This is a genomic window from Paenibacillus sp. A14 (genome assembly GCF_036864815.1).
Taxonomy (GTDB): Bacteria; Bacillota; Bacilli; order Paenibacillales; family Paenibacillaceae; genus Fontibacillus; species Fontibacillus sanfengchensis.
Genome location: NZ_JBAGJD010000008.1, coordinates 1 through 22,261, shown reverse-complemented (window position 1 = coordinate 22,261; position 22,261 = coordinate 1). Strand labels below are relative to the sequence as shown.

The following is a 22,261-nucleotide window of genomic DNA, read 5'->3' as shown; positions in this document are numbered from 1 at the left end:
ACCTCCTGCGTTATACTTATATGAAAATGATTATCATTATCATACGGATAATATTACGTGAATCCTTTTTAAAATTCAATCTATTATTTTCCAACAACAAAAAAAGCCCCTACTTAGCGTAAGGGCCGTTCTTTTGTTAGATGGGTTACCATCGAACTATTTTGCGTGGCTTGATTTAATTTTTGGAGATCAGTACAATTCGGGACACTTTCTCATCGGCGAGCTTCTTGGTCGTTTTGCCGTCTTCGCCCATCCAATACAATCGGCCGTTATCTCCCGCGTTGACATAGAAGACCCCTGCCACATCTTCTTTGTACACGCAGAGATCCCACTCCACGCCGACCATCTTGGTGAGGGTCAGATCGGAATTCAGCACATAAGCGCCGCTCTCGGCAAACAAGGCCGTCGATCTCACCTTGCCGCCGCTGGTCAAATTCCGTACATATCCCACATTCGTTAGCGGGATCGCCTTAGTGCTCGCCACCTTGCCATTTGCCAGGGTACTCACATAGGCCTTGCCTTTTGCGTCGACATAAGCGAATTTATTTCCGCCCAGGGCGGCAATTTCGTAAACCCCGGTTTGGTTCAGTTGAATGCTCTTGCCCGTCTTGTCGATCAGGAAGCCTTTGGACTTGGAATAGTCAAAGCCATCTCCGGAACCCGGGCGAACTCCTTTGTTGTACAAATAATAATCGCCCGCCCACAAGCCGGAATATACGGCATTCGCGTCCAACGGGGCTTTGACGTTCAATGCCTTGGCGGTTCCGCCGGCCGGCATCGAATAGAGCACCATGCTATTGAGGGAATATTGGGTTTCCGTCGGTTTGGTATCGACCATGAAGTAAAGGGTGTTGTTTTCCTTATGTAAGTAATAAGAAGATGAAAGCGCACCCTCGGCGATCCACTGAACCGCTCCGCTTCCGTCCGCCGCTTTGGCCGCAACCCAGATGGTTCTGCCGTTTTTGAGCGCATTGTAGTATACTTTGCCATCCAGCACGGTGAACTGAGGATGCTTGGTGTCAGCCATGTCGGCAATCAGCGTGCCTTCATCGACCTTTTTGGCTTCGGCCGGCACCCGATAGATGCGCCCTTTATCATCCATACAGTAGACGAAATTGCCCTCGGTTGCAAAGTAAAGGATGTCGTGATCTCCGCCAAAGTCAGCCGCCTTCGCTTTGGAATCAACCATGGACAATTTCAGCAACGTCAGCGAGCCCTCATCAAACAAGTGGAAAAGATAATCGCCCGCCGGCTTCAGTTCAACGCCGAAGAAATTTTCCCGGATTAACTGGGCGGGGCTACCGTCCGTCCGTACCCGGTACAAGTCCCCGTCCGACACATAATATACATAGGCATCCGTTGACGGGGCCGCCGCCGCTTCCGCTTTCGGAGCGGCCGCTACCGCTCCGGTGAAGGCCAGCACAACGGCCAATAGCGGGAGCAGCATTTTTCTGGCAAATCTGACATAGCTGTTCATTCCAATTCTCCTTCTTCCGAATAAAATATATGTATAAAAGACTATACTTCTCTTTTATCGGAGGCAGCTGTGTATACTTTCCATGAGCCTTTAGACCCATATTTTGCCTGAGATGTTCCATGAAAGCCAAAGAATCAATAGCCGGCTGCTGCCCCCAACCTTATTCATTATTTGAAGTGTTTGATTACCAGATTGCTGAATACCGCCGTGCCCCCTTCAGTATAGAGGGTGATGCCCAGGTCATTCCGTTCGGGAAAGACAAGGTTGGAGAATACCACGGAGCCATCATCCACATAGACCTCAATGCTGGTCTTATCCACCAGTATTTTCAGGTGCACCTTGTTCTTTGCGGGGAGAAACGGCGCTCGACTCTCCAAATAGCGTCCGCTCAAGTCGGGATGCCCGGTATTTGCCCGGTTCACGTAGGCATACCCGCCTTCCGTATAAACCCCGACATCGGCATGACGGCTCCCATCGGCGGATTCCCGGAGCCGGAGCCCTACATTCCTTATCTCTGTCCAGGAAATGTCGGCATCCAGCTGATAGGAATCGCCCGAAGCCAGCAGGGTTCGGGAGCCGCTAACGAAGATCGGTTCGAACGAGTTTTCCGCAACCGCGGCCTTATTCAGGGCGTCTATTGGCTTGGACACCAAGCGATAATCTCCTTCCGCCGACTTTCTGAGTTCAATCTCGCGCACGATCGAGTCCATGCCGTTATAGCCTTCTTTAAGCGTGGGCGTATTGTTGGCGTAACTCCAGTTGTTCATCCAGGCCAAGGCATACCGGTGACCGGTCTTATCGCTCTCTGTTCCATCCTCGAACGTAACCGCTCCATACCAGTCAAACCCATAATCCAGCCACCCGGGTTCAAGCCGGTCCGGTATAAATCCCATGCCATTAAAGCTCCCCGTCCAATAAGCGTAAGTATTGGGCCGTCCCGATGAAATCCCGTTGGCGCTCACGCCAAGCACCCATTTATAGTTTCCGTCGTCCGCCCTCATCACATAGAGATCCGGGCATTCCACCAGACCGATGTTATCGGTTTGGAAATCGCCGGTATAACGCCAATTTTTCAGATCGGCCGACTCATAGAACCCGATCTTTGTTCCCTCGGCCAAAGCCATGACCCATTTTTGCGAACGGGCGTCCCAAATCACCTTGGGGTCTCTGAAGTCTTTTTTTCCCGGATTGTTAAGCACGGGCTTGTCTCCGTAGAACTTGAATGTTCTCCCCCGATCGGTGCTGTACCATAAAAATTGCTCCTGACTCCCGCCGTTGGCGGAGGGCTGTGTCACGATCGCAACCAACGCGCCCTTGCCGAATCCGGCCGTCCCCGACTCATCCACGACAACCGAACCTGACCAGGGGTCGCCGTTCCGGTTCGTGTATTTGGGAATCGCCACGCCCTGATCCTCCCAGTGGATCAAGTCCGAGGAGGTGGCATGCCGCCATTCCGTGCCGTTACCGGTGGGATAATCACGATTATACAAATAGAAGTAGTGATATTTCCCATCCAGATACAGCGGCTTCTGAGGATCATTTTTCCACTTGTCCGGTGCGGTAAAATGATAACTTGCCCGCAAGCCAGACCCAGGAGCGGGTATATTCTTTTGCGCTTCCTGCGCAATTTTCTGCATACTGGTCATGATAGGAACCTGCACGGTTAAGCCAAGAGCCACCAGACAACCGCTGCAGACCGCCCACGCGACAAGTTGTTTTTTCACCCGGTTCTTCATGTTGTTGTTCATAAGGCAACCCCCGCTTGTAAAAATAGCAAAGAAAATGCCAATATTTCATTGACATTTTCTTTGCTTTGACACTATTGGAGAGCGGTTATTCCACTGTCAATTGTCCTTGTTCAAGGACACTATCCTTCACGACCGATGTCTTGGAACCATTAATGTTGACGAGGAAGCTTGGTGCGAAGGTAGAATGATGATCCTCGAAAAAGCCTCTGTTCGTCATGTAACTCGTAATGACCACGTTGTTTCCTTGAACTTGCGGAACGGCAAAATGTGCGTAGGTCCACGTAACGTCTTTAGGATCCAGATCCTGATGCAGCACCAGTCCGGTACCGTTCAACGGCTTGTATGGGCCAGTCAGTGAATCGGATACGTAGCCGAGCATATAGATATCCTCGGCGTCAATGCCGTCCACAAACATTTTGGCGCCTCTTGTATCGGTGAACAGATACCATTTCCCATTCAATTTAAAAATGTTGGGACGCTCAATTTCATCCGTTACGGTGTTTGAGGCGATGAGCGGCTTCATGACCTGTTTTAACGTGTAATCGTCATTCAACTCAATAATCCCCAACGCGCCGTTGGCCAAGGAAATGGATTTCTTGTCAGGGCTTTGCGACAGTTTCTCCTGCTCGGATCTGAAGAAGTTCATGCTTCCTTCGTAGAAGGCCCGGTTGTTGAAGGAATCCTCGCCTTGATAACCCGTTTCCGTCCCGGTGTTCGCTTCAAAAACCAGGTATTTGCGGCCGTTGTCTTCCACATAGTGCGGGTCTCTCAAGGTATGGTTGTCCGTGTAGTCTCCCCCGCTGAAAGCCTGATCGACCGTTTGATACATTTTGCCGTCACCGTCAAAGATCGACTTAAAGTCTTCAACACCGTCCACTTTAAGTGTATCGGATTCGGGCTCGGACAAGTTGATTTGAGCGGTCGTCAACGTTTGCTTGCCGAAAAATCCGTTCGCGGGATCCCAGCCATGACGGTTGGTGTAGAACAGGCGAATGTGGCCATCGGAAGTCAGCGTCGCGGAACCGGACCATTCCTCTCCCTGTTGGTTCAGGATCGGATCGTTCGGCACGTCCTTATCGGTGTTTTTGAACACTCTGCCTGCATTCTTCCAGGCATCGATGGAATTGTCGCCTATTTTCTTATAGAACATATAGATGAACGTGTCCCATCCCCGATCCGGATCGCCGGCCAGACCAAACACGATTTCATAGCCGTTATAGTTAGCGACGGTTCCGTCCGCGTTTTGCAGCGGCCAGGTGTCCCATACGTCCAGGTCAATGACGTTGCCATTTGCGTCCAAGCCTTTGGCGGAAGGAAGATTCCGGATCGTTGAAGCATCGAATTGGGGAACCTTAAATTGCTCGCTTGTTTGTTGTCCCGGGATTTTCAGGGCATCGGAGCGTGTAATATGGGAGAAGCCGTAGCTCTCTTTGTAATCCGAACCTTTTTTTGCAAATACCGACGTTCCTCCTGCTGCCAATAAAGCTGTTGCCAAGGTTACTGCTGATGCTCTTCTTACGATGTGTTTGAGATTCATACTTTCTCTCTCCCTTTCTCGTGTAATTTTTCTGGAGAACAGAAAAAAGACCTAAAAAACCTTAGAGCGTGGTGAATACACCATTCCCTGACGGATTTTTAGGTCTTGCCTGCTTACCAGTAACAATCCCGACATATTCAAATGTCAAAAGTTATTCTATCCTGTCGGAGCCGGTTATGGCTATAGCCCGTATTTCCCGATTATCATCAGGACCAAAGTCCCTTATTCCTATGTGAATAAGAGGATAGGGCTAACTCCATGGTCCCATGCGCCTGGTTCCTATCCGGTTAATCTCCATGGCGATCACGACCCGCTGACTCTCCGTAAAAACATACCCGTAATCTTCCTCAATCCATTCGCCGATTCCACAGGCCTGTCCATAAGCCTCGGCAAAACGATCCCTGGCCAGCGCCGCTAGCTCCGGAACCAATTCATTGCGAAATCTGCCCGATTCATCGGTTTGCAGCATATTCTCAAGCTGGTTCAACAGCCGTTCATAGTTGGCGGAACGCCGGTTCAGCGTTACACCCGAAGCATGCTCCACACCTTCGGCGATATCCCGGATCATTGCCGTTTTCTCCGTCGTCTTCTCACGAGTGCCCGAGTTCTTCCAGGCGGTATGAATATGCATGGCAATATAACCCACCTCATCCTCCGGGATAACCACCTGTAATTTCTCGTAAATCATCGTCTTGGCGCGGAGCCCGATCTGGAATTCCCTTGGATACAGAATACGGATTTCCTCCAGCAGTGTATTCTGAATGGCGATGCCTTTGCGAATTCGTTCCAGCGCGAACGAAAGATGGTCGGTCAGAGCGATATGGATATGCTCACAAAACGCGACTCCCAATTCCCGCTCGGCGAACGTGATAATTTGCTGCGTCACCGCGATTTCTTCTTCGGGCAATGTTCCCAGCATCTCCTGAAGGTGGTCGTATTGCGAAGCATCGCTAATGACGAACACTTTCTCGATCAGGGCGGGATCAACCACGTCATTCTTCCCTTTCCTGAAGACAATGCCGGAACCCAGAACGATTTTTTCTTCTCCTAAATCATTGACAACCGCTGCGTTATTATTAAGTATTTTTTTGATTTTCATGATAGTCTCCTATGTCTGATCGTTTTCCAAGCAGTTTAGCCAAGCCTCCGTGCATAAAAGTTCGCTTGGTACCAAGCAGCCAAGTGGCGCAAAATGCCGTTGTCAGGGCCAGCAAAAAACCCGTTAAATAATGGAACAGGTTCATGGGCCCAGGCTGCACAACAAAAGCCGTCATTGGTATTCCGGTTAGACCGAACGAATTGGACACGACCTTATGAAAAGCGACATACGCACCTCCGACGGCCCCTCCCGCCGCAGCGCCCAGAAAGGGGCGACCCAGCTTCAGGTTGACGCCATAGGTAACCGGTTCGGTGATGCCAAATAGAGCGGTGATGGAAGCAGGCAAAGCCACCTTCCTTAAAGCCGCGTCCCGGGTTCCGGCATACACCGCGAGTCCGGCTCCGGCTTGGGCGATATTCGCCATGGACCAGATCGGCAGCAAAAAATTGACGCCGATGTCCGGATTGGAGATTAATCCGGCTTCCACCGTCTGAATGCCGTGATGGAGTCCGGTGATCACAATCGAACTATACATTCCGCCAAGCAGCAGGCCAAAAAGTACGCCGCTGGAGGCGAACAACCGCTCCAGCCAAACGCCCAGAAAGCTCCCCAACCGGAAGGCCATCGGCTCAATGATCAGTAACGCCATGCCGCCCGCCAGAGCAAAGCTGATAAAAAGAGCGAAAGGAAATGCTCCGGACGACGGAAGCCGGCGGCGCAGCTTTTTCTCTATGAAAGTCAACAATAGTGTCGAAAGAATCGTCGGAATGATCGCCCCCTGGTGCTCAAATTGGGGAGCCATTATCAAGATGTGAACGCTCCATGGTCCCGCACCCGGCTCGGCTGGCCACAGAAAACCGGGATGTGTTATGACAATACCCATCGCCGCCCCAAGAACCGGAGTTCCCCCGAACCGCTTGGCCGTATGATACCCGAACAGGACCGCCATAAGCTGAAAGGCCGATCCCGTCAACAGCGACAAGACCCGGAACCAGACGTTGCCCGGATCATTCCAGCCAAAAGCCCCCATCAAGCCCAATAGGCCAAGCAGGAGCCCCGTCCCGACAAATAGCGGAATAACGGGCACAACCACATCGGAAAAGAATTGAACCGCGTCCAGCGACCGCCGTATAAACGAATGCACCCCATCGTTTTTGTGTTTGGATGTCTTAAGGCCGGTCTGTACCTCTTGCCGCTGTAATGTTGGCAAAGCGGCGGCCTCAAGCATGCCGTTTACCTGACGGGTGACTTTAAAAACGATTTCCGGTCCAAGGATAATCTGCAGTTGCCCGGTTCGCGCGAACAGCCCCCGGACTTCGTTCAACTCGTTCAGACGATCCTCATCAACAAGATCGCTATCTCGCAGCCTGAGACGGAGCCGTGTCGTACAGTGCGTACATTCGATAATATTCCCGACTCCGCCGGACAGCCCCACCAGGCGCGTCGCTAACCCCTTCACCGACCCGTGAGCCCCCGTCACACTTCGCTCATCCTGCTGCATGGATGATCCTCCCTCTTATTTTCAAACTGCTGGAAAAGCTTCCGGTAAAAAGGTTACAATTTCGTCATCTATGGCAATAGTTCTATTTTGACCACTTCACTTTCCAAAATCAATGGTCAAGAAATACCAAAAAAGACGGAAAGCCCACGTATTCACGCGGACTTTCCGTCTTTTGATCTATTGTCTTACACTACTCCGCCACTCGGGCCAAAAGCTGCTGCACATAATCGGTGTAGAAGCGATTCCCGTTGCGGGTATCGAATTTCCCGGCGGCGGTCAGGGCGAGTCCGGTGTAGATGTCCGACAGCAAGGATACATCGCTCGATGCGGCGGGATCGGTAATGTAAGCGGGCAGCCGGATGTCGAATTTCACCTGCTCGCGGGCCAACCGCTTGAACAAGGCAGCCGCCGAGCCGTCAAACATAAGGCGGGACAGCATATCTTCATGGTTGTGGGTTAACGGCGCGAAGGCTTCATATACCTCCAGGCCCCTGAAGGGATCAGTCAAGCTCAGATAAGCCATATGCAGCCCCGCGGGTTCGATAAAGTCGCGTTTTCCCTTGATAAGCCGATAGCTCTTACGTTCCAGTTTGGCCGCTTCTTCCAGCCGTCCGGTACGATACAGCGGCATTAACAGCTTGGGATAGGTGACTTGCGGCACTTCGGCGCAACTCATCCACCTGTCCAGGATTGGCTTCGCTTCTGCCAGAGCCTGCGTATCGTTTCCCCAGCGGAAATGAAATTCCACAAGGATATCCTGCTCGCAAGCAAGGCAATTACTCAGCGAATCCCGGTCAACCGCGGTCCACTTGTCCATAGATTGCTTCGCCTCTTCCAGATCTCCCGTCAACAGAGCCAGACTGAAACGGTAGTAGTGATAAGTCCGTTCCGAATAACCGGCCTTCTTGGAGCGAAGATGAAAATCCTCCAATAAATTATGGATCTGAACAAGCTGAATGTCCGGTAACGAAGAAATTTCCTCCAGAATCCATTTGTATGACCATATCAGGTCATGCAGATCATACTCGAATTGCTCAGGGTGTTTATCGTACTGCCCCAGCTTCCACGAGAAGGCAACCAACGCTTTAACCGGATAGCCGTTAAAAGCCGCTGCCTTCACCAGCTTGCTCCGCGCTTCATATCCTTGTTCTATATTACACGCTGTATCGGCTAAGCGGATGGCCTGCTCCAGCAGAGCTATTTTGGCGTTGGCATCCGGCATATCCATAGCTTCGTCCAATAATTGATCAAAATCAAGCTCCATGCTCATTCCCGCTCTCCTCCCCCGCTATAGGCCGACAAGCCCAATTCGATAAAGCGCAAAATCCCCTCGTTCAGCACCTGCATTTCTTTTCGGTTCAGCGGATAATGCCCCATCATCAGCGCGTTGACATACAGCATCTCGATCGCGGCAATCAGGATGGCGCGATTCCCGGAGCCAAAAATCCGGGCCACGACATCATTGTCCAAATTCAAGTACAAGGTCGAGTAGAGCTGATCCTCATAAGTGGAGCTCAAGGTATTAAGAATCGACGATAATTCCGTTGTGCTTACCTCTTCCGCGGCGATGAGGCTCCGCAGATCGGAGGATTCCTTCGATAGCGTAAACAAGGAAGGGAGCGTGGACGGTTTGAACCGTTTGAGCTGCACGCGACAGCGAAAGCGCTGCAGCGCCGCATCCCCATCCCGGGTTAGTTCGTAGTACTGTCTCCGTTCCTCCGGCGTAAGGTCGATGAAGGTGAAGGAGACGTCTTCCGGGAGCAGCCGCTCGATCTTTTTTTGCGGGTATAGACTTTGCAAGCCTTCGAGCAGGCCGGCATCGTAGACATATCCCCCGTTGATGACCGGCAGGGCCTGCGCGGAAGCCACGTGCGTAATTTGCCGATACTCATCGAGCGTCAGCGTGTAGTAAATCTCATCATTTTCATCCAGCAGTTCCCCCAGATCTCTGCGGCCATAGCTGCTCTCAAAGGGGAGCCAGCGGTGAATGATGCGGAAGAAAGCCTCATCCTCCACCGCCAATGCTTTCATAGACAAGGCATGCAGTTGAATGATTCCTTTCAGTCGTTCCGGGTCCCGGTCAGCCAACGCCATCAACTCCCGGCGCAGCGATTCCCCCAGTTCTCCGCGAATCGTCTCCAGCTTCTCGTTCTCATAGAAATGCTCCCGCGAAGCCGTCGGCTGAAGTTCATCCGTCCAGATGATGCACCTTACGAAAAAGGCCCAATCCGGAACAATGTTCTCCGCCGATTCGGAAACAAGCATATACTTCAGGTATACGCGATGCGACCGCTTGGCACTTAGATTGACGGCGTATGGCAAAATATAAGCGATTCCGCAAGTCCCGCCGGAGGAAGAGGTGAGCGGAATAAAATCACGAACCGGCTCTTTGAGCAGTTGTTCGCCAAATTTGAGAACCTCCTCGCGTCTTCCTTGCGCAAGCGACAGGTTGTTCATCCAATCCGGATGAGGGACATTGATGGTCTTGCCGGTCCCCTCCGCCTCGAGCACAATCGGATACGGCAGGAGGGAACCGTAATCGCCAAGCCAGGCTTCCAGATTCGCCGGTTCAAAGTACAACTCACTGCCCGGCTTGCACCGCAGATAAACTTTTGTGCCCATGGACAGCTCACTTTCCAATTTACGTATACTGTATGTACCGTCCGGTTTTCCCCGCCATTCCAGCGAAGGTCCACCCTTTGCCGACCGGGTCAGAAGCACGATCTCATCGCTTACCATAAAACAGGACAACAAACCGATGCCGAAGCGGCCGATAAATGAAGTTTCCCCCACGAGTTTTCCGTCTTTCCGCTTCGACGACTGGCCAATCATCGCGAGAAATTCGTGAATATCCTCCTCGGTAAGGCCCACCCCGTTGTCTTCCATGGCCAACGTGGCTCCGCTGCCGGACCCGATGACCTCTACTCTCACCTGTCCCCGATGAGATGTCTCCATCTCCCGCATAGCGGTAATGGCATCTACGGCATTCTGCAGCAATTCCCGCAAGAAAACCTTGGGACTGCTGTACAGGTGATTGGACAAAATATTGATCATTCCGCTAAGATCGACTTGAAAGCGGAAATCTTCCTGCGCATGGCGATTCATCAAACTCTCCCCTTTTTTAATAGACTACTTTTATAAATTTACCATAATTTTCACCTGGAAGTGGGGGGGACCTGTCGATTAGCGGTGTTGACACACGCTATTCTTCCGCATATACAATGAGAATTGCCGCATTCGGCACAAAGCGCAGATTGGAGGAGCGTAATGCTATTTATACTATTGATGGCGGGAGCGGTCGTAAATGGCGCCCTATGTGCCATAGGAGGCGGCATTTTAATTATGGGAGTGGTGTTCTATCTGATCGGACTTCCTCAATTCAAGCGCTCCGAGAAAACCAAGGTCCGGGACATGGTCAAAGAATCGCTTCCCATCTTTTTCACTCTGCTGATGATCCTTCTTTATATGATGATCACTTACTGGTGCGCGCGTACTGGAGGAACCTTGGCGTTTTCCCGTTCCGCCCCCGCCGAGGTCTATTTGGATCAGGCCAAGAAACTCGTCTTATTGGGCGTTGTGCAGGGATTCTTCTCCCTATTCGCCTTCAAATGGATTCTGCCCGGTGTCATCGGCGAACTGGGATTGGATAAAAAGCATAAATGGAGAATTGCGGCCGGGTTTATCCTCACGATTGCGGGTGGCGGAGCCGCATGGCTGGCCGCGGTTTAGGTCAATTAATTGCTTCCTGCACCTTATCCTCTATTCAATCCTATGCATCATCCTCCGATATATAGGGGAGTGAGGTAAAAATTAGGAGGTTTTTGTATGAAAATAACGGGTAGTAGTGGTAATCACTCGAGCCTCTCGCTTCCCAGACTGGACCTGTCAAATCGAGCAACTGTACCGCCGCAACTGCGGGGAGGCAATTTTAACGGCTTGTTAAGCCATGATCGGGTCGAGATTAGCAAGGCTGGACGCGAACTGGCGGCTGGTTCGATCAAAACACAACCCGCCAAGTATTACGGAACGACAGAAATTAACGAATCGCTGAACCGGGTTTTGCAGGGACAGCCCGAGGAAGTATCCAAGGCGGTGTACGGCATCATTGAATCCAACTTTATGGTTTCCGACTCATGGAATGATGATCAGCGATCCGCGCTGATCGATATCGGCTTATCGCAGGCGAAATACATAGCCGACCAGTATATGAGCGGCGACCAGGCAAATGAGTTTCTGAACACCATGAATACCATTGCCAACCTTGCCCTAACGCGATCCGTCGATCCTGAGACAGACCAAGTAAGTTATGCGATGCCGGAAGAACGCCCTGCGGGCGCGCCGGAGGATTATATTAATCCGGAATCGCTCATGAAACGGTCCGATCCGGAAAGCTATAAGAAGTTTCAACAAGATATAGCGGGCGGCGGAAACGGATTGGAAATCCTCCTTGATTTTGTAAAGAAGATACCGCAAAATCCGCAATGGACAAAGGATTACAGAAATCAGGCCAGCCGTGCCGGGCAGTCGGAGCCACAAACTCGTCCGCTTAACCGATTCGGCTCGGTGGACACAAGCTCTTTTTCAGCCTATAAAGAGAGCATGCAGAGTCTGATGAAACAATTGTCGCTTACCGATGGCCTGTTTGAGCGGAATATGGAGAATTTCTATCAGACATTGGGAATCAACGGGTAGTTTTGAAAGCCGCCAACCATTTTGGCGGCTTTCTTCTTATTTAATTTGTATAATAGAATGCAGAACTATACTAATAGGGAGCGGCAGGTGACTACTCATGATCTATCTACGCGCATGCGAAGAGCCCGAATTGGGAACTTATTATTTTGAAGTCGATTCGGATGGCATTGCCCTGAGACAAATCGTTATCGAAGAGGACGGCACCCGGATCTCTTCCCATCGGAAGCATGAGCACTATCATTTCATGTTGGCCGAGCGCCCGATCGATCTTTCCGACGCTTACTACGAGAGGATCCCCCAAGCCCGGTTTGAGGGACTATGGTCCGAAATTTTGCTGGCTACTCTGGAGGAATGGCGGCAAGTCAAACAAGCTTTACCTGTCGGAATGAAAATCACGGGAAGCATTGAAGCATTTTTTCCGCAGGGTACTTTGGTCGATATGTTTGAAGATCGGGCGGTTGGCTTAGCGGATACAGCCTCCTTAAGAAAAATATCTCCGCCGGAATGGATGTATCCTGGCCACAAGCTGGAAGCCATTGTGAAAGGCTATGACGAAGTCAATCAATGGGTGTTGCTTAATCAAGCTCGCATGCTGGACGGGGAGCGCCGTTGAACTATAGCCTGTTTTTTTGCTTACAGTTTACCCCAGCCGGATTTTCGTTTTATGGCTAATGGCGGCCATGCTTGCCCGAGGCTGAATGAACACTTGATTAGAAATCATATACGATGAATAAGACCACTGATAGGGGTCATATTTTTGAACCAAGGCTCCCGTCGTGTAATTTCTCACCTGAACGACAGGCGAATCATAGATCCACATCTCTTCGTGCTGCTCGCTGACGTAAATTCCCTCCACATCATACAGGCCCTGATCGAGCAGCACTTCCATCCCTTCCGAACCGCTCCGATACCGGAGGAGGCGAGAGGGGCTATTATGACGATATTGTGCAAAAATGACACGATCTTGCGAATCCCAACAGAGGGCGCCGCAAACGGAATTCTCCGGCATCGGGATATCCTCCGTGAGAATGGCATCCGCATCGTCCCCGGTCAGATGAATGATCCGGACAGCCTGCCGCGACGCATACGCTAACTTTTTACTGTCCCGACTAAACGCAACCGTCTGCGTCATGCCTACCCGGGACGGCAAACCGAGCCAGACAAAATCGTCTTCCCCATACACTGCCCGACCTGTCATATCCCATAACGTTATGTCCTTCCCGAAGCACCCCACGGCCAGCAACTGTTCGTCCGCACTCATTTGGACCGCCGCAATTTTGCACTTCTCGGAAAAGGTGTGCTGCAGAATAACCTCCCCGCTTGCGAACTCCACGCAGTAGAAGGTCCGGTAGGGTTCGGGGATACCGTAACCGTCGTCGCCTTGAGGATCATAGCTGCCTGCGGTCGGCACAATCAGCAAATAACGGCCTGTCTCGCTAAATGCCACGTATGTATACTCCTCATAATATGCGTTCCGCTCCAATTGCTCCCAATCCAGTCCGGGGTAGGCGTATTCCGCGTGGAGTTCCTTTTTCGCAAAATCATAAACTTTCACGATCCCTACGCCCAATCCTACCGCTAGATACCGGGAATCCGGGCTAAACGCCAGGCCGGCTTCGCCCGCCTTTTCCTCTTGGAAAAGAGGCTTACTGTCCGAAAAAGAACATACTTCTTCTCCGTCAGCCGTACGCAGCACTTTAAGCTCACCGTCTCTATACATGACCGCCAGCAATGAAGCATCCGGGTTCAAACTCACCTGTACGATCCATTCCTCGTAATCTCCCAATTCGATAAAAGCCTGATGCCTCGCTCTCAAACTCTTATAATCCAGACGGCTTCGCTCCTTGATTTTCTGACGAAGTTCATCGATCGGGCCGGCGAAAAACGCTGCTTCTTCCTCGGAAATTTCCGAAAGTTTTCGTTCGGCATCCACCACGTTGTAATCCAGGTAGTCCGCCAGCGCCACGAAGTATTTGATCCTGGAGGCCCATACCGGCTGAGGTTTTCCGTACTCCAACGATCCGCCGAAACTCCGCAGACAATCCGTTTTCTCACGTTCCCGCGAAAATAGGAAGGCCATGTCTTGCAGCATATTCTTCATATGCACAGCCTCCCCCAATTCATCTCGATTAGCCTCGGCAGCCACCCGGTAAATCTCCTCAAATTGCCGGGCGGCCTGCGCGGCCTTGGCGAACTCGCCATGCAGAACCGCCGCCTCCGCATAAAAATACAAACCGGGAAGGATTACCGTGCCATGCTGCAGATGGTTTCGGGAGCTTATATCTTGTAGTACCGGCTCCCATAACGCGATCGTGTCCGCATACCTTCCCGTGCGATTCCATTCCCTGGATTTATTCAGCATATGCTCCATTGGTCGTTAACCTCCCGTTTATTTTACATAATAAGACGGCTACCGAGCACCTTCAGGGCGGGCTTACCCAAAATCCGGCCCGCGCCGCTGACGAAGGCCCACGCCGTGCAAGGCACTTACGTCAGCCTGAGCTGCGCACACTTTTACGAAAGTTGGAGCTTCGAGGTGGCTCTATCCGAGGTCCAGGCTGCTCGGCGGCCTAACGGAAATAATAGCCCTTATTTCGCGATGATTGGCGCTTCCGGATTTCTAACGGAACTGGTAGCGCCTATTTGAGCTCATTCCCGTCGAATTGACCTCATTTTGCCAAAATAGCGGCTACTGCTTCCGTTAGATTCCGCAACCGGCCGATTTGGACGATATAGCGGCTAGGGCTTCCGTTAGAAGCTCGGCCACAATCCGGACCGTGACGTTGCGACCGGCCTGACGGTAATAGTTGAAACGGTCTCAGGACCGGGTTTGCTTATAGTAGCCGTAGGCTTGCTGCAATGGAATTTGGAGCCTGTCGGCGATTTCCCGGATTTCGATCTCTTGCTCAAGCAAATCCCGAATTTGCCCGATCAGATTGTCCTCGTAGGTCTGGGCTGCGTCGTACGCGGGGGCCAGCATCATTTCCCATATCTCGACGTCGGCATATTCATCTTCAGCCACAATTTCAGCCACGAGTTTGTCCAGTTCGGATCGGGTGACCGCGATCGGCAGTTTCCGGTTATGCACCAGTCCCTCTTTTTCAGCTATCCGTCGATTCACTTTCTCCAGGGCTTTTCGTAATTGTCCGATCGAACCGGCGATATAGCTGCCCGCTCCAGCTCATGTGGCGCATGAATCGCCATATCAAGCCAATCCGCAGCCTTTTCCCATTCCCGTTTAAGCTGTTTTAATGCTCCCTCTATTTCGGTGTTCAAACGCATTTCTTTATCATCTGCCTATCATCCGATTTTCTGAAAATTTCAACATATCCACATCGGTATTGGCGATAATTGGATTCTACGAACGAATCAAGTATTTGGCAAGTACAGGCGGGCCGTAGGCCGCGAGAATCATTGAAGCCCCCTACTGCCCAAGATATACTAGTGGTTACATGGGCAGACCCTATTTGCCGGGATGGAGGAGGTTAACATGATCACACAGCAACGCGCGGAGTGGAAAAATACAAACAGGCCGGAAAAAGAACGCCTCATGCGCGAGTTGGAAGGAAGACTGCCGGAGGGCTTCTCCTTTCGGGGAATCGAACGGTTTGAGCGCTATGGACAATGCCTGGAAACGGGTGTTTTTACGTATAAGGGGAGTGAATTCCTCTGGGTTCCGGGCAACGAGGTTACGCTAGGCTGGAGCACCGATCAATGGCCGGGCGATATGGACCAGGCCACCCTGGACGATCTGCTGACAGGACTGAAGGCTATGGGGCTGGGCGCGTCGGAGGCGGGCCAGGTGCTGCAGGAGCAGATGTCCCCGCCGCGCACGGCCATAATCGGCCCGATGCTGGTGGAACGGACTCCGCGCTCCGCCGGGTGGACCGAGGCAACCGAACCGGAGCTGGATCCCGAAAAGCACGCGGATATCAGGAAGCAGTTGCCTCTTTTCAAAGACTCCATATCCTTAAGTTATGAAGTGAGTGAGTCCTACCGACTGGAACGCGACGGGGACCGGATTCGGATCTATCTTTTCGAAAATACTGCGGACTTTGCGGAATGGTCCGTCAGCAAATTGGAAAAGCCCTTCAGTATCCTGACGGAAGACGAATGGGAGTACCTTTACGGAGGCGGAAGCCGCACCCTGTTCCCATGGGGCGACAGCTTTGACTATACGATGAAGGTCGGTCATTTCGGCGAACTGGACCGGCCCGAAATTACCGTATTTAATTTGGAAGAGGGGGACGAAAACCGGCCCTATGACCTCGAGCTTCCCAACGGCTTTGGTCTATGCTTCCTCGGCGATCCTTACCGCGTTGAGCTGGTCGTCTCGCCGGAAGGCGCCGCATCCGGCAAAGGCGGGGACGGCGGCTGCAACATTTGCGGCGGGATGGGGATTTTCTGGGGGTACCTTCCGGTTGCAACCTATTATCGGGACCTGAAAGAGAACGAACTCGATTGGGTGGATCGACTGGATTATCTGCATTATCGCCGAATCCTGCGCCTGTAAAAGATGAATCCTTTGGACCTGCTGGTTTAATTCTCCAATTGATATAATAGGATAATTACACCAATATCGGGGGATATCATGGACCAAACGCTTATAGAACAATTGAACCGATGGCATGAGGAAGACGAGCATCAGCAAATTGTCGACACCCTTCTGGCGATTCCCGGAGAAGAGTGGGATTATGAAGCCGTAGGCCGCTTGGGCAGAGCCTATAACAATCTGGGGCTTTACGAGGAGGCCCTCGCTCACCTCGGCACCATCGCCGAGGCGGGAGAGCAGGATCCGGTGTGGCACTACCGGGTCGGTTACGCTCTCTATCATTTGCAAAAATATAAAGAAGCGGCGGAATCCTTCGCCGCCTCGAACCAGCTTGAACCCGGCGATCCGGATTTCGAATATTTCCTGCAAATGAGCCGGGGGAAAGCGGAGAAGCAGCAACGACAGGAGCGGCGCCTTGCCGCCAAACGGGAGGCCGCCTCGAAATCCGGGGGCGAGAGCGAGGACCATGTCCCTTTCGCGGGGATGCCGCTCGCCGATTTTTGGGAGGACAGCGACTACGCCAGGAAGGAATACGTTTCCGCGCCGCCAACCGATGAAATGATCGCTTCGGTAGAGAAGGAGCTGGGATACAAACTGCCCGCATCCTATATCGCGCTGATGAAGCAGCAAAACGGAGGAATTCCGAAGAATACCTCCTTTCCGATGGAGGAAGCGACCTCCTGGGCCGAAGACCATATCGCCATTTCGGGCATCCTGGGCATCGGCCGGGAAAAAAGCTACTCCCTTTGCGGGGATCTCGGCAGCCAGTTTATGATCGAGGAATGGGGATATCCCGATATCGGCGTGGTGATCTGCGACTGCCCTTCGGCAGGCCATGATCTGGTCATGCTGGACTACCGGGCCTGCGGGCCGGATGGCGAACCGGAGGTCATTCATATCGATCAGGAAGACGACTACGAGATTACCTTCGTGGCCGAAAATTTCGAGGCGTTTATTAGAGGACTCGTGCATAGTTCGGAATACGACACCTCCGACGAAGATAAGATCACGGATCTGCACAACGTAGCTCACGGCAGTTTCTCTCCCTTACTCGCGGAACTGTGCGCCCAAGTGACGGAAGTGGAACAGATCGAGCAAAAAATCCGCCGCATCTGCACGCAAATCGTCGAAGAAAAAGGCCATTTTTCCTTTCATGCGGATGAACTTTCGTACCTGATGTATGACGTGCAGTTTTGGCTTTACACCAAGTCCTATCCGGATACGGATCGCCAGCGCTACCTGGACATTTACCCCAGCATCATCGCCTTCGGCGCGGGGGAATTCAGCCAAGGCGGCTATGCGCCCGGATGGATCTCCGGCTGGCTGGACCTGCGCTTGAAGGAGGGGCGGATCGTCAAGGAGCACGAGCGGCTACGGTTTACGGATCTGGCCGCGGCCGAATTGATCGGACAATTGAAGGAAGCCTGATTCGTCCGGCCGGCAGGCCGGCAGATCAGAATGACCGGCCCTCCGCTAACCGAGTGGCATAAGCAAAAGCCCGCGCAAATGGCGCGGGCTCTTTTTCACTCGAGTTCACTTCAACAGCGTCAACATTTGCAGCGCCACCAGCTGTTCCAGGCCTTCCTTCAGCGGAGGCTGAGCTTTCCGGGCCGCTGCGGCCAGTTTTTTGACGTTCCCGAAAATCCGGCACAGCACCAGCTCGCGTTCATGAATCTCTTTGCCCTTCAACGTCTGGACAAGCGCTTCGGCGAGCTCGGGAGTGTCGATGACGGCATTTTTCACCGGCCTCCCCTCGTCATTGCCCCCCAGCAAAATCGCAACAAATACCGGCATATGCTCCGCCCGTAATCCATGCGCCTCTATAAACGCCTCCGCATAGCTGTCCTGTACCATTTGGTGCTCCGTATCCACCAGCTCCATATAGCGGCAGACCAACGGAAAATAAGCTTCGCTGTATAAGCCCAGTCCCATAACGGCGTAGGTGCCGGGCATAACCGATTTCTCCCCCGGCTCCACATCCTCGTACCACGCAAACTCCTCCATCGCGATGCCGGCATATTCCGCCAGCTTGGGGAACAGGGCCGGATAACTGAGCGCGTTGGCAAAAAACTGATGCAGTTTGGATTTTGCCAGCTTTTTCAGCGGCAGAAAATGCTTCTGACTGCTTTTCAACTTCAATTGATAGCCTTTGGGGAATCCCTGACGCAATAGGCCGATGATATAGTCCAAAGCTTCTCCGTAAGCCGACGCTTCTTCGGCAAGAATCCGGATTTCGATCGTCTTCGTCACGTCGTTGTTCTTGCCCTCGACCCGCTCTCCGCGATAGGTGCTGACAAATTTCCCGCTGCCCGTTTTCAAATAATCGGCGGCCCGCTTCGAGCCGAGTTGAACCGCCAGCTCCAGATAGTCCTGACGGTTATCCGGCTCGGTGAGCCCGACCTGCAATGCAGCATAAAGGAAGAAGTCGAGTTCCCCGCCATCAACAGCCGGTATATCCTGTCCAACCTTAAGAGTCCAATAGTTTCCATAGTCACGGGTACGATCGAAATGCCGCGGTAAAAAATATTCCTGCGCCCATCTGTTAAAGGCAGCGGTACAGTGCCGGATCCATTCAGCGTGGCGGCGGGGGTCGGTACGAAATTTTGCGGAAAGCCGGCGGACCAGCGGGTCGATCTCTTTCTCCTCCTGCCGCATCAGCTCCGGATCGACCAGATGATCGGCGAAGAAGAACAGGTCTTTCTCCCCCGGCATGTCGTCGGGCGACTCGGAAACAACCCGCGTTTGAATAAAATGCTCCAGCGTTTTGCGAAGTTCCCCCCGCTTGGCCTCATTTATCAGTCGGCGGCTCAGCGAAATGGTGGACGCCTCCCGTTCAAATTCAAACACGACCTGAAACCGGAAATCAAAAAAGGACGGACCGAACTCCTCCGAACGAAACAGCTGATCCACCCGATCGCACAAGGCAGGGAAAAACTCCTCCGTTAGCTGCTCGTCGGTCAATTCCGCAATATAAGGACCCGCTTCGATTTTATACGAACTATCGCTCCAGGAAAACGGCTCATAGGTATCGATGTGAATTTTTCCCGCTTCCCAGGTGAATTTGCCCTTCCTCCAGGCCACCTGAAGATAATCCATGATTCCTGCCTGCAGCTTGCTTCGGGGCTCAAGTTCGTTGATCCGCCCGCTTTCCTTGGTGTAAATCGCCATGACTTCTTGCCAAACCTCATTAAGAAAAGCCTCCACCGCCTGATTCATTGATCTGTCCTCCCGTGAAATAATTAATAGGGGTAAAAAATAGAATGACGCTTATGCTATGCTTCTTCGTCTAATTTCAGCCGCTGCCTTAACTTCAGAGCCAGCTCCCGCCAAAGCTCCCCTTCCAGGCTCTCCGCAAGTTCCGACTCGTCCTTCTCCAGCCAGTAATCCCCATCCAGCAGCTCGTACATGTCGAACAGAGTAATCTCCGGGATAGCCGGGTTGCCAAATGCGCAGAGCATCGGTTCCGGGCCGTCGTCCCAGTTGTACCCGTCCACGACGGCATGAAGCAGAACCGGGGAGTCCAGACGGCGGATTTTGTCGCACATGTCTTTGCCGGATTCTTCATACAAAATATCGTCCACAACCTCTTGTTCCTGCGGCGTCAATGTGAGGCGGACCGCACCGGCAGTCCCGAGCAGCAGGTCGGCGATCTCTTTGTTCCCGCGGGCCGCGTTCCAGGCCGTTGCCAGGATGCCCTTCGGCGAATCCAGCTTCGCACCGGTCTCAAGCAGCTTGCGGATCGCTTCCTTTTGCTTGAATTTGACCGCTTTTTTGAGCGCCGTATCCCCCAGCTTATCTTCCGCCTCCAGGTCCGCTCCCGCGTCCAGCAACACTCCAATAGCCTCAATCGGCATTCGATTCGTCAGAAACAGCATAAGCGGGGTTCTGCCCCGATCGTCCCGCTCGTTTACGTCCAGCTCGGCTGCGGCGTTCCGGACCGTATCCAAGTCTTTCGTCCGGCTGACCTCATTCCAATTCATAGACTTAGACTTCCTCCCTTTTTGATAGATTCGACTGATAAGCGACAATCCGTCAGGTTAAATATTCCAACCATTTAGCCGATAAACAAGGGGTGGCAACTATTCTCAACCAAAGGAGGTGTTTTCCACATGAAGCTTGAACCGTTATCCCTATTCAGGTCGAATGCTTCCACGCCATCTCCTCCCTCGTCCAGATTGGAACAACTTATGCACATCGCTCAAAACGGCGCCTCCGCGGCAGAGAAACGAAAGATGGCCCGAATGATGCAAATGCGGATGGAGCAGGAATCGGTAGGGACCCTTTTCGCCAATATCCCTGAAGTTAAAGGGAACGCGGAGGTGCAGCCGAAGGAGGACTCGGAGAACGGAGATAAAGTATCGAATGAGCATGGAGATACCGTACAGATTTCCGATACGGCCAAACAGCAATTTGAGACCAGCCGCTCCGAAAGCGGCGGATCGTCTCCCGCTCCGGCCGCTACATCCTCACCCGCCACTTGACGCGGTGATTGGTGGTGTGCAGAGAGGCTGTCCCAAAAGTCATCATAGATGACTGAGGGGCAACCTCTTTTAGTTTGTCAAACAAAAAGAAACCACTCTTTGGTAAAATGGAAGTACCACCAACCATTACCCAAAAGGAGAGGTTTCTTTTGTACATTCAATATACCATGGATCAACTCTGTTTACCAATGGATTTAGAAGAGGATATCCCCGAAAATCATCTCGTTCGCGTGGTTAACGCCGCCGTAAATCGTCTCGACGACGCTATCTTCGACCCGTCTTACCCTGGAGGCGGACGAGACAGCTACCATCCTAAAATGCTCACCAAAGTTATCATTTACGCCTACACACAGCGCATCTATTCCTCTCGCCAGATCGCCAAAGCTGTCCGCGAAAACATCATGTTTATGTGGATCGCGGGTCGTCAGCGCCCAGACTTCCGTACCATCAACCGATTTCGATCAGAACGAATGAAAAGCACACTGGAGACTGTGTTTACTGCCGTTCTTCAGTTTCTGGCAGAGGAGAACTACATACAGTTGGAGCATTATTTTGTAGACGGCACTAAGATTGAAGCGAATGCCAACCGATATACCTTTGTTTGGGGGAAGGCTATGGTGAAGCATAAAGCCAAGCTTCAGGAGAAAGTCCAGACCCTATTTGAAGCCATTGAGGAAGCGGAGAAGCAAGAAGAAGGAATTCACGAAGGTCGGGATCTTCTCGAGCTGGGTGAGTCCTCTACTATGACCAGTGAGAAGCTGGAGCAAGCAGTCAAGCAATTGGAAGAGCGCCTGCGGGAGAAACCGAAAGACAAGCCGCTCAAGAAGGCGGTGCGCACCCTCCGTAAGGACTTGCTTCCGCGTCTTCAAAAGTACGAAACACAACAAGCAATTTTAGGTACTAGAAACAGCTACAGCAAAACGGACCCTGACGCTACATTTATGCGAATGAAAGAAGACCACATGCGAAATGGTCAACTCAAGCCGGGATACAATGTGCAGATCGGCACCGAAAATCAATTTATTGTCGGTTACAGTTTACACCAGCGCCCGACCGATACGCGCTGCCTCATCCCGCATCTTGAAAAGTTAAAATCGCAGTTAGGAAAGCTCCCGGGCACCGTCATCGCCGATGCGGGCTATGGTGGTGAAGAGAATTATGACTACCTGGAGCA

At 52.2% G+C, this 22,261-nt stretch carries 19 protein-coding genes; 7 read left to right on the top strand and 12 right to left on the bottom strand.

Annotated features, from left to right (window positions below):
- Positions 1–175: 175 nt before the first annotated feature.
- The 7 genes from V4U88_RS19595 to V4U88_RS19565 form a co-directional block, all read right to left on the bottom strand.
- Positions 176–1,477 carry a DUF5050 domain-containing protein gene (locus tag V4U88_RS19595; protein ID WP_334074945.1) on the bottom strand — a complete coding sequence of 434 codons (1,302 nt, stop codon included), beginning with the start codon at positions 1,475–1,477 and terminating at the stop codon, positions 176–178.
- Positions 1,478–1,644: 167 nt separating this feature from the next.
- Positions 1,645–3,213 (bottom strand): glycoside hydrolase family 32 protein, encoded by a 1,569-nt coding sequence (locus V4U88_RS19590; RefSeq protein WP_442951903.1) that lies wholly within the window; start codon positions 3,211–3,213, stop codon positions 1,645–1,647.
- Between the two features lie 97 nt (positions 3,214–3,310).
- On the bottom strand, positions 3,311–4,762 hold the full coding sequence (locus tag V4U88_RS19585) for a glycoside hydrolase family 68 protein (protein ID WP_334074944.1): 1,452 nt from the start codon (positions 4,760–4,762) through the stop codon (positions 3,311–3,313).
- A 250-nt stretch (positions 4,763–5,012) separates the two neighbouring features.
- A complete protein-coding gene (locus V4U88_RS19580) occupies positions 5,013–5,861 on the bottom strand; it encodes a PRD domain-containing protein (protein WP_334074943.1) in 849 nt (282 codons plus the stop codon).
- On the bottom strand, positions 5,839–7,362 hold the full coding sequence (locus V4U88_RS19575; protein ID WP_334074942.1) for a PTS transporter subunit EIIC: 1,524 nt from the start codon (positions 7,360–7,362) through the stop codon (positions 5,839–5,841). Before V4U88_RS19575 ends, V4U88_RS19580 begins: the two co-directional genes overlap by 23 nt.
- A 190-nt stretch (positions 7,363–7,552) precedes the next feature.
- Positions 7,553–8,632 carry a hypothetical protein gene (locus V4U88_RS19570; RefSeq protein WP_334074941.1) on the bottom strand — a complete coding sequence of 360 codons (1,080 nt, stop codon included), beginning with the start codon at positions 8,630–8,632 and terminating at the stop codon, positions 7,553–7,555.
- Complete coding sequence (locus tag V4U88_RS19565) at positions 8,629–10,467, bottom strand: HSP90 family protein (protein ID WP_334074940.1); 1,839 nt, start codon at positions 10,465–10,467, stop codon at positions 8,629–8,631. The genes V4U88_RS19570 and V4U88_RS19565 overlap by 4 nt, the downstream gene beginning before the upstream one ends.
- A gap of 162 nt (positions 10,468–10,629) precedes the next feature.
- On the opposite strand from V4U88_RS19565, the gene V4U88_RS19560 reads away from it, so the two are divergent.
- The 3 genes from V4U88_RS19560 (at position 10,630) to V4U88_RS19550 (ending at position 12,667) form a co-directional block, all read left to right on the top strand.
- Positions 10,630–11,091, top strand: a complete 462-nt coding sequence (locus V4U88_RS19560) for a hypothetical protein (protein ID WP_334074939.1) — start codon at positions 10,630–10,632, stop codon at positions 11,089–11,091.
- A 96-nt stretch (positions 11,092–11,187) separates the two neighbouring features.
- Positions 11,188–12,054, top strand: coding sequence for a hypothetical protein (locus V4U88_RS19555; protein WP_334074938.1), 867 nt, complete (start codon positions 11,188–11,190; stop codon positions 12,052–12,054).
- Positions 12,055–12,151: 97 nt separating this feature from the next.
- Positions 12,152–12,667, top strand: coding sequence for a hypothetical protein (locus V4U88_RS19550; protein ID WP_334074937.1), 516 nt, complete (start codon positions 12,152–12,154; stop codon positions 12,665–12,667).
- Between the two features lie 27 nt (positions 12,668–12,694).
- Here the strand turns inward: V4U88_RS19550 and V4U88_RS19545 are convergent, their stop codons facing one another.
- The 3 genes from V4U88_RS19545 to V4U88_RS19535 form a co-directional block, all read right to left on the bottom strand.
- Positions 12,695–14,425, bottom strand: a complete 1,731-nt coding sequence (locus V4U88_RS19545; RefSeq protein ID WP_334074936.1) for a WD40 repeat domain-containing protein — start codon at positions 14,423–14,425, stop codon at positions 12,695–12,697.
- 447 nt (positions 14,426–14,872) lie between these two features.
- Complete coding sequence (locus V4U88_RS19540; RefSeq protein WP_334074935.1) at positions 14,873–15,142, bottom strand: hypothetical protein; 270 nt, start codon at positions 15,140–15,142, stop codon at positions 14,873–14,875.
- Positions 15,143–15,171: 29 nt separating this feature from the next.
- Positions 15,172–15,330, bottom strand: coding sequence for a hypothetical protein (locus tag V4U88_RS19535; protein WP_334074934.1), 159 nt, complete (start codon positions 15,328–15,330; stop codon positions 15,172–15,174).
- 214 nt (positions 15,331–15,544) lie between these two features.
- Between V4U88_RS19535 and V4U88_RS19530 the strand changes: the two genes are divergently transcribed.
- Both V4U88_RS19530 and V4U88_RS19525 read left to right on the top strand, forming a co-directional pair.
- Positions 15,545–16,567 (top strand): hypothetical protein, encoded by a 1,023-nt coding sequence (locus V4U88_RS19530; protein WP_334074933.1) that lies wholly within the window; start codon positions 15,545–15,547, stop codon positions 16,565–16,567.
- A gap of 78 nt (positions 16,568–16,645) precedes the next feature.
- Positions 16,646–18,034, top strand: a complete 1,389-nt coding sequence (locus tag V4U88_RS19525; RefSeq protein ID WP_334074932.1) for an SMI1/KNR4 family protein — start codon at positions 16,646–16,648, stop codon at positions 18,032–18,034.
- A 105-nt stretch (positions 18,035–18,139) separates the two neighbouring features.
- Here V4U88_RS19525 and V4U88_RS19520 read toward each other — a convergent pair whose 3' ends face one another.
- A complete protein-coding gene (locus V4U88_RS19520) occupies positions 18,140–19,822 on the bottom strand; it encodes a DUF6138 family protein (protein ID WP_334074931.1) in 1,683 nt (560 codons plus the stop codon).
- A 56-nt stretch (positions 19,823–19,878) separates the two neighbouring features.
- Positions 19,879–20,586: a DUF4274 domain-containing protein gene (locus V4U88_RS19515; RefSeq protein ID WP_334074930.1), complete on the bottom strand. Its 708-nt coding sequence runs from the start codon at positions 20,584–20,586 to the stop codon at positions 19,879–19,881.
- Between the two features lie 129 nt (positions 20,587–20,715).
- Here V4U88_RS19515 and V4U88_RS19510 point away from each other — a divergent pair, with 129 nt between their 5' ends.
- Positions 20,716–21,087: a hypothetical protein gene (locus tag V4U88_RS19510; protein WP_334074929.1), complete on the top strand. Its 372-nt coding sequence runs from the start codon at positions 20,716–20,718 to the stop codon at positions 21,085–21,087.
- Between the two features lie 149 nt (positions 21,088–21,236).
- Positions 21,237–22,261, top strand: a 1,025-nt coding sequence (locus V4U88_RS19505) for an IS1182 family transposase (RefSeq protein ID WP_334074676.1), incomplete at its 3' end; no start/stop codon positions are given.

Bases quoted from the DNA above. Each gene is read 5' to 3' on its own strand.
- V4U88_RS19595 (WP_334074945.1), bottom strand. From the start codon at position 1,477: ATGAACAGCTATGTCAGATTTGCCAGAAAAATGCTGCTCCCGCTATTG.
- V4U88_RS19590 (WP_442951903.1), bottom strand. From the start codon at position 3,213: ATGAAGAACCGGGTGAAAAAACAACTTGTCGCGTGGGCGGTCTGCAGC.
- V4U88_RS19585 (WP_334074944.1), bottom strand. From the start codon at position 4,762: ATGAATCTCAAACACATCGTAAGAAGAGCATCAGCAGTAACCTTGGCA.
- V4U88_RS19580 (WP_334074943.1), bottom strand. From the start codon at position 5,861: ATGAAAATCAAAAAAATACTTAATAATAACGCAGCGGTTGTCAATGAT.
- V4U88_RS19575 (WP_334074942.1), bottom strand. From the start codon at position 7,362: ATGCAGCAGGATGAGCGAAGTGTGACGGGGGCTCACGGGTCGGTGAAG.
- V4U88_RS19570 (WP_334074941.1), bottom strand. From the start codon at position 8,632: ATGAGCATGGAGCTTGATTTTGATCAATTATTGGACGAAGCTATGGAT.
- V4U88_RS19565 (WP_334074940.1), bottom strand. From the start codon at position 10,467: ATGAATCGCCATGCGCAGGAAGATTTCCGCTTTCAAGTCGATCTTAGC.
- V4U88_RS19560 (WP_334074939.1), top strand. From the start codon at position 10,630: ATGCTATTTATACTATTGATGGCGGGAGCGGTCGTAAATGGCGCCCTA.
- V4U88_RS19555 (WP_334074938.1), top strand. From the start codon at position 11,188: ATGAAAATAACGGGTAGTAGTGGTAATCACTCGAGCCTCTCGCTTCCC.
- V4U88_RS19550 (WP_334074937.1), top strand. From the start codon at position 12,152: ATGATCTATCTACGCGCATGCGAAGAGCCCGAATTGGGAACTTATTAT.
- V4U88_RS19545 (WP_334074936.1), bottom strand. From the start codon at position 14,425: ATGGAGCATATGCTGAATAAATCCAGGGAATGGAATCGCACGGGAAGG.
- V4U88_RS19530 (WP_334074933.1), top strand. From the start codon at position 15,545: ATGATCACACAGCAACGCGCGGAGTGGAAAAATACAAACAGGCCGGAA.
- V4U88_RS19525 (WP_334074932.1), top strand. From the start codon at position 16,646: ATGGACCAAACGCTTATAGAACAATTGAACCGATGGCATGAGGAAGAC.
- V4U88_RS19520 (WP_334074931.1), bottom strand. From the start codon at position 19,822: ATGAATCAGGCGGTGGAGGCTTTTCTTAATGAGGTTTGGCAAGAAGTC.
- V4U88_RS19515 (WP_334074930.1), bottom strand. From the start codon at position 20,586: ATGAATTGGAATGAGGTCAGCCGGACGAAAGACTTGGATACGGTCCGG.
- V4U88_RS19510 (WP_334074929.1), top strand. From the start codon at position 20,716: ATGAAGCTTGAACCGTTATCCCTATTCAGGTCGAATGCTTCCACGCCA.